Genomic DNA, 11,716 nt, shown 5'->3' with positions numbered 1-11,716 from the left:
CATAAGTATTTTAAAAAAACCTGGGTTCACCCGGGTTTTTTTATATCTGTACAAAAAAACTGCTGAACAACACATAGAAATTTATAACAATGTTGATGAGTAAAAAAATAATATGTTGTTAAGGAAGATATTTTGCAAATAAAGACCATGCTAAGTGGAATAGCCTTTATTCTACTCGCGACCCTGTGCGGGGTGCTGATTGCCATTTGGGCATTTAAACATTTCAAGATCAACATTCCCTTACAAAATCAGGCAGTTGATATTGAATTACAGGAACCCTTGCAAGCACGAGTTAAAATTCATGAGGCCCTAGATGTGAATGTCAAAGGAAAAGTGAATGCCAGTATACCGATTCATGAACAGCTTGATATTCCACTATCTCAGACTTTAAATCCACGGGTATATTTTGATAATGAAGTACCTATCAATACTGTTATACCGGTAAAAGAAACACTTAAGGTGAAACAGGAACTGCCTATTGATACCAAGGTCAAAGTCAGAATTCTGGGCAAAGATGTAACGTTACCGCTCAAAGGTAATATTCCTATTGATCTTGATGTGCCGATTGATATTAAAGTGCCTTTAAACCAGAAAGTACATTTAAAATTTACGGCTCCAGTCAAAACGGTGATTCGTGAAAATCTGAATATTCCATTGAATACAACATTGAATACGAGTATTCCCATTCAAGGTAGACTCAGTGTACCGATTAATGCGCCACTTTCTGCTTCGGTTGATGTCAAGAATATTCTGCCGGTAAAGATACGTAAGGGAGAGCTTTCAATACCCCTTGAACATATAGCACTTAAGCGGGTCACGGCTGAACCGGCCAGTTCGCAAGCTCCCACCTTAAAATAGGAGAAGTTAAGGATGAATATCAGTAACTTCTCGTTAAAAGTTTGGCTGGCCAGTTTTATTTTAGTGAGTAGCTTAATTGCGCTAGTGTTCTGGCTGTATTTAAATGTGCAGGCTTCTCTACAGGTGAGCTCGACCCAGACCGATATTACTTTACCCCATTCTCTAGGTACCCGTATTCATGTAGGAGAATATCTGACTGCACAGACTATAGGGCGAATCAGTTCATCAATTGATCTTGATCACCACTTGGTTTTACCATTGGATGGCAAATATCTGGCAGATTTAAAATTTAATGTGACCACTCCTGTATCGGTACAAATTAAATATTCGACCATGCTCAAAATTAATCAGGTGATGCCCGTCGAAACGACTACAGATTTGATCTATAAAAACAAACTACTTCCAAAATTTCCTTTAAAACTCGATGTACCGGTAAATATTGATGTTCCATTTGAACTGAACCGGACTTATGAATTGCCCATCCAGATTGCATTTAATGGCCCGGTGTATTTCGAGTTTAACCAACAACCGATTAATGTGCATGTAAAGCATCAGCTTAAACCTTCTTTGGAACTGAATGATCCGATTAATATTCCTAAGATCGCTAACTTCGAAGCCACCATGTATAACGTTGAGCGTAATACCAAAGCCAATCTGGATATGAAAATGCTACTGCCGTTAAGTTATATTCAATATCAATAGAACAATTAAAAGTGGAATTAAATTATTTAGGTTGCTTATTTAAAACTAAGCGAGTTGCTGATTTAAAGCTATAAAAACCCTATAGAAAAACCGTCAAACTTTATAAGCATTTATGAAGCTTGCAAATACCGGCTTATAATAAACAATTGCTATATTTTCTATTCGAGAATTTAGTAAAAATATGGCAGAATAGGCGGTTTTAAGAGTTTTTAGAGGATTGGCATATGCGCTTTGTTGATGAAGCAGTCATTACCGTAGAGGCTGGCGACGGTGGCAATGGCGTAGCCAGTTTTCGCCGTGAGAAATTTGTACCTTTTGGTGGACCGGACGGTGGTGACGGTGGCCGTGGGGGAAGCATTTATATCCAGGCGGATGACAATACCAGTACGCTGGTCGACTATCGTTATACCCGTAAGTTCCGTGCTGAACGTGGCAAGAACGGAGCAGGTGCAAACTGTACCGGACGTGGTGGTGAAGACGTTGTTTTATATGTTCCTGTAGGAACGACTGTAGTGGATACAGAATCAGGCGATATTATTGGTGATCTGATTGAAAGTGGCCAGAGAGTACTAGTTGCCGGTGGTGGTGAAGGTGGGCTGGGAAATACTCATTTTAAGTCATCAACCAACCGTGCTCCACGTAAATGTACAACTGGTGTAAAAGGGGAGTATCGTGAGATCCGTCTGGAGCTTAAAGTACTGGCTGATGTAGGACTGCTGGGGATGCCGAATGCTGGTAAGTCGACCTTTATTCGTGCTGTTTCTGCAGCTAAACCTAAGGTAGCAGACTATCCATTTACCACTATGGTGCCAAATCTGGGTGTCGTTGATGCTGATCGTCACCGTTCATTTGTAATGGCTGATATTCCTGGTCTGATCGAAGGCGCGGCAGAAGGCGCAGGCTTGGGTATCCGCTTCCTGAAACATTTGGCACGTACCCGTATTTTATTACACATCGTCGATGTGCAGCCGATTGACGGTTCAGACCCGGTACATAATGCCAAAGCAATTTTACGTGAACTTGAAAAGTTCTCACCAACACTGGCACAGTTACCTGTGGTTCTGGTTCTCAACAAACTCGACCAGTTACCAGAGGATAGCCGTGAAGAATGGTGTGAACATATTCTGAATGAATTGAACTGGGATGGCCCGGTATTTAAGACTTCAGGTCTGCTAAGCGAAGGAACAAAAGATGTTGTTTATTATCTGATGGACCAGATTGAGCAGCAACGTGAACGTGAAATTGAAGACCCTGAATATGCAGCTCAGGTTAAGGCATTCCGTGAACAGCTTGAAGCTGAAACACGTGAGCAAACCATCGCCGCCAAAGAAGCCTATCGTGCAATGCGTCGTGCGCAACGTCTTGCAGATCATGAGGATGATGAGGACTTCGATGATGACGATGATGAAGTGGAAGTAATCTACGTACGTTAAGTAGAACTGAGGACATGATGATAGAAGTGGTAGATGGGCAGCGACAGCTCAAAGCTTGTAAACGTATCGTGGTAAAAATCGGCTCATCTTTACTCACAGCAAATGGTCAGGGACTGGATCTTAATGCAATTTCGCATTGGGCTAATCAGATTGCTGACCTGCATAAAGCCGGACATGAAATTATATTAGTGTCTTCCGGTGCTGTGGCAGAGGGGATGGTGCGCATGAAATTGAGCAGTCGACCCACAGATTTACCCAGTCTTCAGGCATGTGCTGCCATTGGCCAGATGGGATTAATCCAAACCTGGTCCAGTGTATTGGAAAAGCATGGGATTCAAACTGCACAGGTACTTTTAACTCACGATGATCTGGCAGACCGTAGACGTTATTTAAACTCATGTGATGCATTACAGCATCTGATTGACTGGCAAGTGGTGCCAGTTATTAATGAAAACGATACAGTCTCGACGGATGAAATCCGCTTTGGCGATAATGATACACTTGCTGCAATGGTAGCAGGACAAGTACATGCTGACCTGTTAATTATTCTGACAGACCAGCAAGGTATGTTCGACTCAGATCCGCGTTCCAACCCGCAAGCCAAACTACTTTCTACAGTGCGTGCACTTGATGATAGTCTGTTTGAAATGGCAGGCGGTGGCGGCGTACTTGGCCGAGGCGGTATGGTCACTAAAGTTCGTGCTGCACGTTTGGCCGCAAGATCAGGTTGTCCTACCCTGATTGCCAGTGGTGAAAGTGACAACGTACTTTCACGTCTGATGAGCGGTGAAATGCTGGGGACTCTATTTGCCACTGATAAAGATCGCATGACTGCGCATCAACAGTGGCTGGCTGCCCATTTACAGACCGCCGGGCGGCTTGTAATCGATGATGGTGCGATAGAAGCTATTCGTGAAAAACACCGTAGTCTGTTACCTGTGGGTGTTCGCGCCGTGGAAGGCCATTTTAATCGTGGTGATGTTGTGGAGTGTGTAGATAGCCGGGGCAAACGGATTGCAGTAGGCCGAGTGAATTTCAGTTCGCGCTCTGCGGAAATTGTAAAAGGTCTATCTTCCAATAAAGTTTATCAAGTTCTTGGTGAAGCACGCTCTCTAGAAATGATTCATCGCAATCATATGGCGATTTACTGAGATTCTTGTATTAATAAAAAAGCTCGCTCAGGCGAGCTTTTTTATAGGCTCTAATGTAGGCAGTTCAGCATCTTCTCCAACCATATAGCAGTAATCAGCCAGACTAAACATTTCTAGGTCTTCATAACTGTTCCCATACGCATAAACAGACTGGTAATCGGTTAATGTATATTTTTCTTGTATCCTTAACTTTTTCTGCTCGCAACTGCAATCTGGACTGCTATAAAATCCGCTCAATTTGCCCTGATGTACTTCAGTTTCAGTGCAAATCAGGTCTACTCCAAGCAGCCTGCAAAAAGGTTCAAGATAAAGATCGATTGAAGCCGATACAATAACAACATCGTCACCTTGTGCTTGATGTTGTCTCAGACGCCTTAACAATTCAGGATTAAGCTGGTGTACTAACAAGTGTGCATACTGTTCTGCCATTGAATGTATATTTTTGGCATTACTATCTTTAAACATGGCCGAAAACAATTTCGGGCGCATCTGGTGTGCAGTGTATAGCTTGAAATAATAGGCCTGAATCCAAGGGAGAATTTTCAGGCCTTGACGCATGATATGTCGTTTAGAGAGCGTATAAAAGATAAAGCCAGTAAAGCTGTCACTACGGCACAATGTACCGTCAAAATCAAATAGCGCAAGGTTTATAGCTTGATACGTTTGGCGCGTTGCATGCATGTCTGATATCGTCCATTGACGCGTGTGGCAAACCAGTTGGTATTATAGTCACGGCTTAATTTTGGTCCGGAAATGACTACTTCTGGCATAATGGCATAAATTGGTTCTTTACCTGTTTTTTCCTGGTAGAGTTTTTTTACTGCAAGGTAAGTTTGAGTATCTTCAAAGTCTTGCTCTTTTTCCTCCTTTAAATCAGAGCGAATTTGGCGTGGCGTAATCAGAACATTGTTTGCAGCAAAGACCGCAATCAGCTCACGTTCAGACTGGCTTTTGTTTGAACGGATGCTACCGTCTTTATTATAAAGTAGCAGGTCACCATCTAGGTCTAGCTCTGCTTCAGTTAAGTCATTAAGCATACTCTGAAAGGCTGCATTACGGCTTGAATAGCGTCCAGAGTTATAATCTGCAAAGCGGTAGAGCGGCTTGTCATAATCAGCAGGGTACATCATCAAACGATGGATCCCATAATATAGGCCGCCATTTTGGGTATACAGGTCGCTACGCAATTCAGCCATGTTCATACCAGAACGCTTATGCTCTTTGGCATAACCGATATGAACCTGCATTGAACCCAAGGTTGTAATCGGATTTAAACGTTCAGAAACATCTTGTCCTACCAGACGGGCGGCTCCGGTTAGAGCACTTACATGATAGTGTTTACTAAAATGATTAAACATTTCACGGTAGAGTTCATCCAGTTCACGTTCTGTTTTAACCTTGCGCATTCTGCTCAGGTAGTTATCATCCGGAGAAGGTTGGGTTTTCAGCATATTCTTAAAATATCCGGCCAGTGTTACACCCAGTTTATCTTCAAGACGCTGATCAACTTCACGTATAGCTTTTTCACCCAAACCCGGTACTTGCGGGTCAGCAACAAAGTTAGATTCTTGATCGACTACTGCAATAATTGTACAGATATTTTCCTTGGTTTTAGGTATTCCCAACTGGTCAGTAATCTCATATAAGTCGCCAGCCCAAGAGCCACGGTTTTGTACACGAGTAGGAATAAGCCGTTTAATCTGCTCTTCTTTTAATTCTGGCTCATCATTTTTAGACCACCACGAGCCTTCGCCGCAGGCAATCAGACTGAGTGACAGAACAAGAACACTTAAGGATTTAACGGCGGTTGTGCAGCGTAAATTTTTTTTCATGACAATGAAGACAGATGAGTACAGGGATAAGCACCTAAGGCGAATGAAGTATACTATGTCGCTAATAAAATGTACGAATATATATGTATATTAGAGAAGCCCGTTTAAAAAATAATTCTATATCCCTGTACATATTATTAAGCGACAGAGAATTGATGAATAAGATTTAATAATTCTAGTTGGCATGACCCTTGCTTTTAAAAAGATGAATATTCAACTTTTTAAATTTAGGGAAATAGGATGTATAAACCGCTTACTTTATCACTGGCTATATTGTCAGCTTTACTAGGCTCTACTTCAACTTTTGCAGAAGAGTTTAAAGTTCTTAAACAGATAAGTAATCAGCCGGGACTTTTAACGCAGGGAAAGTATAAAGATCAATATTATATACCCAGTACTTTAAAAACTATTCAATGGGGTTATCTGCCTAATAAAGATTCTCGACCAGTTCTAAGTGTGCCTACCGATAGTACTGTTATTTTTGATACTGTTTCCCATGAAGGCCTGCTCGAAGATCAGGGGCGTAATGCAGAAAAATATTTTCGTTCCCAGGGTGTAAAGCCAGAATATATTCTAGATGAAGCAAAGATGATTACGCAGTCTGCTTTAAAACATGATTTTAGTAAAGATGGACCACATATTGTGACGGGGCCTATTGAAATACAGGGGGCAATGCCGGGTGATATATTAAAGGTAGAAGTACTCAATGTTGAACCACGAGTTCCGTATGGGGTAATTTCTAACCGTCATGGTAAAGGCACTCTAGTAGGAGAATACCCTAAAAAAACAGTACAGGAAGGTGCTTCCCACTTACACCCGGAACGTTATGGCAATGTATCAGTTTTTACACCTATTGAGAAAAATGCTCAGGGAGAATATGAAGGTGTACTAAAAACACAACAGGGCAAGTCGATTCGTTTCCCTCTTGCACCATTTATGGGAATTATGGGTGTGGCTGCTAATACCAGTGAACCAGTAAATTCAATTCCACCTGCTTTCTTTGGCGGAAATATTGATATTAACGAGTTAGGTAAAGGCTCAACTGTTTATTATCCGGTCCAGGTTCCTGGCGCACTTTTCTATACTGGTGATAGCCATTTCGTTCAGGGCGATGGTGAAGTCGCTTTAACGGCACTTGAAGGTTCAGCACGCGCTACATTGAAATTTACACTGCTAAAAGCTGGAAAGGACAAAATTCCTGGTAAGGAGATTAAACATGTACTGGCTGAAAATGATCAATTCTGGATTACACCAGGATTAGATGAAGACCTTGATATAGCCATGAAAAAATCCACCCGTGAAGCTATCCGGTTCTTAAATCAGGAATATGGTATTGATGAAGCACTTGCTTATGCTTATTTAAGTGCTGCTACTGATTTTGAAGTTTCACAAGTAGTAGACCGGACTAAAGGAATTCACGCTATGATTCGAAAAGCTGATTTCAAAGAATTTAATCAGCCAGAAAAAAGCAGATAAATGGGAGAAGAGAGAAAATATCGATGAGGATATTTTCTCTTGCTCTTAAAGAAATATAGGGATACTTAAACTGAACTAACTAGCCTAATAATATGTTATGACTCTACATTTTTTATGATAAAAATATACATTCAGTCTTTAAGTGTCACTTTTATTTAATCAAATGATTATTCAGGTTGCCTAAGTAATTATAGGGGCTAAGCCCTTACATTTCTCGACCATCCTCTTACAGACCCAGCTTAATAGGGGGTATTAAATGACTTATAAAGCGATTTAAAAAGTAGAGGAATCAAAATGAAGAATATTTACGCAGTTCTTATACTTTCTTTAACTGGTACGTCATTTACGTCTTCTGTTATTGCTGCTTCTACCGCGGATCGACCTGCACCAGAAGCCATTGCTGCAGCCGAAGCCCAAAAAGCTGCTTTAGACTATCAATATGAACAAGAGCACAAATCATCCGCCTCTTCAGATTAGACAATACAGGGCTTTATAAGATACAAGCTGTGAACTTTAAAGCCCTGCTTTCAAAAACAGTTTTATTATAACTATATTAAACCTGTTCAAATTATATAATATTTATATTTTCTAAATAATAAAAAATTACTCTCTGTTTAATTATAAATGAATCTAATAATTCATAAAGGCTATAGCAGTTATACATAAAACCTTTCATCTCATTATAAAAAAGTAATTACAATTTACTAAAAGTGTGCATAATAATTTTATCTTTAGTTGAAAAGGTTCACTTATATGGATCCATCGCCGTGTCGATCAAAAATTATTTTTAATCAGCCTCATTTATCCGGAGGTCTAAACTAATGGAATTTTTATTAGATCCGGGCATATGGGTGGGTTTACTTACCCTGATTGTTTTAGAAATTGTTCTAGGTATTGATAACCTGGTTTTTATTGCCATTTTGGCTGACAAGCTCCCTCCTGAAAAACGGGACAAAGCCCGTGTAATAGGTCTTTCTTTAGCCCTAGTAATGCGTTTGGGCTTATTATTTGCTATCTCTTGGTTAGTCACTTTGACTCAACCGCTTATTACTGTCTTTGACTGGACTTTCTCCGGTCGGGATCTGATTCTTTTATTCGGTGGTCTGTTCCTGCTTTATAAAGCAGTCAGTGAATTACATGAACGGATGGAAGGTAAAACTGAAGTTAAAGTTACTACAAATGTAGCTTATGCAAGTTTTACTGCGGTTGTAGCCCAGATTGTTATACTCGACGCTGTATTCTCTTTAGATTCGGTGATTACTGCAATTGGAATGGTTGACAATATTTATGTCATGATGGCCGCCATGATTGTCGCTATGGCAGTAATGTTGCTGGCTTCCAAACCATTAACTGAATTTGTAAACCGTCATCCGACCGTTATTATCCTGTGTTTAAGCTTCCTGCTCTTGATTGGTATTAGCCTGATTGCTGAAGGATTTGGTTTCCATATTCCTAAAGGCTATATTTATTCAGGTATAGGTGTTGCAATTCTTATTGAGATATTTAATCAGTTTACTTCGCGAAATGCAGCAAAGCATGAGGCAAAAATTCCTCTGCGTCATCGTACAGCGAACTCGATTTTAAAACTGATGGGTGGACGTGTAGAAACTGTGGCTGATGCACAATCTACAGAAGCGCAAGATGCATTTGTAGATGAAGAGCGCTATATGATTGGTGGAGTACTGACACTTGCCGAACGCTCAGTAGCCTCAATTATGACTCCCCGTAACCAGATTTCCTGGGTAAACCTTGAGGATTCACCTGAACAGATTCGTGAACAGGTATTATCTGTTCCTCATAGCCTGTTTCCTGTATGCCGTGGTAGCCTTGATAAAGTAATCAGCGTGATACGTGCCAAGGAACTGCTAGATGTACTTGAAGATGAAGTCCAGCTAAAAGCCCTGTTAAAACAGCAACGTCCAATCTACATTTTTGAAAAAATGAAAGTGATTGATGCGATTAATACTTTGCGTACTTCCAAAGGCTCGCTAGTATTGGTCAATGATGAGTTTGGTAATATCCAGGGACTTATTTCACCACTAGATGTATTTGAGGCAATTGCAGGTGAGTTTCCAGATGCCGATGAACAGCTTGACCTGGTAAAGATTGATGAAAGCACTTGGAAAGCTGCTGGAAGTCTGGATTTGTATCAACTAGAACTGGAGCTTGGCATGCTAGACCTGGTAGAAGATGATGCAGACTATGTGAGTGTAGCTGGTCTGATTTTAGATAAAATTCAGGATAAGATCACAATCGGTACTCAACTAGATTTCCGGGGTGTACATTTTGAAGTGACAGAACTGGAAGGTAACCGAATCAAGACTGTTCAGATTACACATCAATCATAATCTGGTCTTTTAAAAAGAGCTTCTTTAAGAAGCTCTTTTTTATTTTAATGTATTCATATGCAAGCCTAAATTTAAACAGAGAAGAGCAAGCATCGTTTAAATAACTAGAATAGCCCGTTATATGCCGGTTTATATAAACTATACTTTATGGACCACGAACACAGTTACGACCTTCACGTTTAGCTTGATAAAGATAGTGATCAGCAATTTTGAAAACTTCTTCAGTGCTTTTGGAGCTCTCTGGCCAGTATGCGATACCAATAGAAATAGTTACCGGGCCAGACAGGTTGGTAATATTCGATTCTATTTTTTTTCTTAAACGTTCAGCACTGTTATAGACTGCTTTTTTATCAATAGTAGGCATGAGTACAGCAAACTCTTCTCCTCCACAACGACAGCAAATATCATCTTTACGAAAATTGGTTCTTAAATGACCGGCAATTTGTTTTAAAACTATATCACCTTGAATATGGCCATAAGTATCATTAATTTTTTTAAAATAGTCGACATCAATCAGGAGAATAGAAAAAGGTGTATGGTTATCTACCATTTCTTTAATAAAGATATCGATACCCCTGCGATTGTACAAGCCAGTGAGAGGATCAGAATTAACATGATGATTCATTTCTGAAATTTTCTTACTAAAATTTTGTGCACTTAAAAGTAAAGATAGTTTGAATTTCTGTACTTCATAATACCAAGGGCTAATCGCTTGAATTTTCTGTTCTATTTCTGGCTGGTTAAGACGACTCGCCATTTTAGCCAAGTGATTCAAGGGGGAAGAAATGAATAGTGAAAGTTTCCAGATCACCAAAAAGATCAATAGATAAAATAATAGGATAACAACTGATACTTTATAAATTACTGAATTTGCCTGTTTAAGTAACTCTCTGGTTGGCTGTTGAGAAACCACAATCCAGTTGGTAGTAGAAATACGAGCGAAACCTGCTAAATTTTCTATTCCTCGACTGTTAATGAGCTCTACTCGCCCTCTATTGATTTGGTTCATATAAGAGAGGGCAGTATTGTTAGTCATAATGCTACCTATTCTCGCGGAATCGGGATGAAAGATAATCTGTCTGCTTTGATCGATCACATACATATAATTTTTTTTATAACCGTATTCGCTGGCAAGAAGGTCACTGATAATATTTTTTTCATTTAAATTGATAACAACCCCCATATAGCCCTGATAAATATTTTGCTTGTTGAAGATTGGTTGAGCTATAAAAATAATTAAATTGTGCCTGATAGAATAATAAGGTTGAGAAATATAGGGTTGTTTACTCTGTGCTAGATGCTTGAAGTTTAGAAGATCCTGATTTGTCAGTTGACCGCTATCAAAACTGGCCGGACTAAAATTAAGAATATTTCCTCGACGGTCACCAATGATTACCGCATTAAAATAATGAGCTTGATTCTTCAGGCGATCGACTTCATATTGCCGTAATTTATTATTATCAAAAGAATAACTAACGGCTAAAGTACTATGCTTGAGTTCAGATAAAAGATTTCTAAAATAGTTGTCAGTACTATTCGCGATCTTAAAAGCATATTCATAGTTCAAGGCAAGTGAATCATTTATTAATTCTTTTTTAGCAATATAGTGACCAATGAGTAAGGAGATAATAAATAAACAAGAAACAGCAAATATGGTAAGAATAAGGATTAGTTTTCTTAAGTTAAGGTTAAGGGCATGAATAAAGCTAATATGTGACATGGTGCATGAAATCTATATCAACAGTGAAATATTCTATCTTATTTTGTATGTTCTTGGTTAATATTTGTTCTTTTTATTTTTAGATATGGGTTAGTTAACCAAGTTAAAAGATATTAAAATTAGATAAATTAATAAAAAAATTCTATTTTAGAACTCAACCTTATGACATTTTATATATTTTTAATATATTAAAAAA

At 39.3% G+C, this 11,716-nt stretch carries 10 protein-coding genes; 7 read left to right on the top strand and 3 right to left on the bottom strand.

Translation table 11 applies throughout. The annotated features are described in order from the left end of the window. Nucleotides 1-147 precede the first annotated feature (147 nt). From AC0VYT_RS09460 to proB, 4 genes are all read left to right on the top strand, one after another. Nucleotides 148-858: a hypothetical protein gene (locus AC0VYT_RS09460; protein WP_017400855.1), complete on the top strand. Its 711-nt coding sequence runs from the start codon at nt 148-150 to the stop codon at nt 856-858. A gap of 12 nt (nt 859-870) precedes the next feature. Beyond that, nucleotides 871-1,560 carry a hypothetical protein gene (locus AC0VYT_RS09455; protein WP_005019397.1) on the top strand — a complete coding sequence of 230 codons (690 nt, stop codon included), beginning with the start codon at nt 871-873 and terminating at the stop codon, nt 1,558-1,560. A 224-nt stretch (nt 1,561-1,784) separates the two neighbouring features. Beyond that, on the top strand, nt 1,785-2,993 hold the full coding sequence (cgtA, locus tag AC0VYT_RS09450; protein ID WP_005019400.1) for an Obg family GTPase CgtA: 1,209 nt from the start codon (nt 1,785-1,787) through the stop codon (nt 2,991-2,993). 17 nt (nt 2,994-3,010) lie between these two features. After that, nucleotides 3,011-4,144: a glutamate 5-kinase gene (proB, locus tag AC0VYT_RS09445; protein ID WP_005019402.1), complete on the top strand. Its 1,134-nt coding sequence runs from the start codon at nt 3,011-3,013 to the stop codon at nt 4,142-4,144. A gap of 27 nt (nt 4,145-4,171) precedes the next feature. Here the strand turns inward: proB and AC0VYT_RS09440 are convergent, their stop codons facing one another. Both AC0VYT_RS09440 and AC0VYT_RS09435 read right to left on the bottom strand, forming a co-directional pair. After that, entirely contained in the window at nt 4,172-4,825 is a 654-nt protein-coding gene (locus AC0VYT_RS09440) for an HAD family hydrolase (protein ID WP_005019403.1), read from the bottom strand. Beyond that, nucleotides 4,792-5,976, bottom strand: coding sequence for a DUF1615 family protein (locus AC0VYT_RS09435; protein WP_005019404.1), 1,185 nt, complete (start codon nt 5,974-5,976; stop codon nt 4,792-4,794). The genes AC0VYT_RS09440 and AC0VYT_RS09435 overlap by 34 nt, the downstream gene beginning before the upstream one ends. A 240-nt stretch (nt 5,977-6,216) precedes the next feature. On the opposite strand from AC0VYT_RS09435, the gene AC0VYT_RS09430 reads away from it, so the two are divergent. The 3 genes from AC0VYT_RS09430 to AC0VYT_RS09420 all read left to right on the top strand — a co-directional run bounded on the left by AC0VYT_RS09430 (nt 6,217) and on the right by AC0VYT_RS09420 (nt 9,800). Then, complete coding sequence (locus tag AC0VYT_RS09430) at nt 6,217-7,452, top strand: acetamidase/formamidase family protein (RefSeq protein WP_005019405.1); 1,236 nt, start codon at nt 6,217-6,219, stop codon at nt 7,450-7,452. A 294-nt stretch (nt 7,453-7,746) separates the two neighbouring features. Further along, on the top strand, nt 7,747-7,929 hold the full coding sequence (locus AC0VYT_RS09425; protein WP_005019406.1) for a hypothetical protein: 183 nt from the start codon (nt 7,747-7,749) through the stop codon (nt 7,927-7,929). A gap of 344 nt (nt 7,930-8,273) precedes the next feature. After that, on the top strand, nt 8,274-9,800 hold the full coding sequence (locus AC0VYT_RS09420; RefSeq protein WP_005019408.1) for a TerC family protein: 1,527 nt from the start codon (nt 8,274-8,276) through the stop codon (nt 9,798-9,800). 145 nt (nt 9,801-9,945) lie between these two features. Here the strand turns inward: AC0VYT_RS09420 and AC0VYT_RS09415 are convergent, their stop codons facing one another. Beyond that, nucleotides 9,946-11,520 carry a sensor domain-containing diguanylate cyclase gene (locus tag AC0VYT_RS09415; RefSeq protein ID WP_005019409.1) on the bottom strand — a complete coding sequence of 525 codons (1,575 nt, stop codon included), beginning with the start codon at nt 11,518-11,520 and terminating at the stop codon, nt 9,946-9,948. Nucleotides 11,521-11,716 lie beyond the last annotated feature (196 nt).

The organism is Acinetobacter sp. QJM3NY_42 (assembly GCF_056173745.1).
This window is presented reverse-complemented; position numbering and strand designations above follow the sequence as displayed.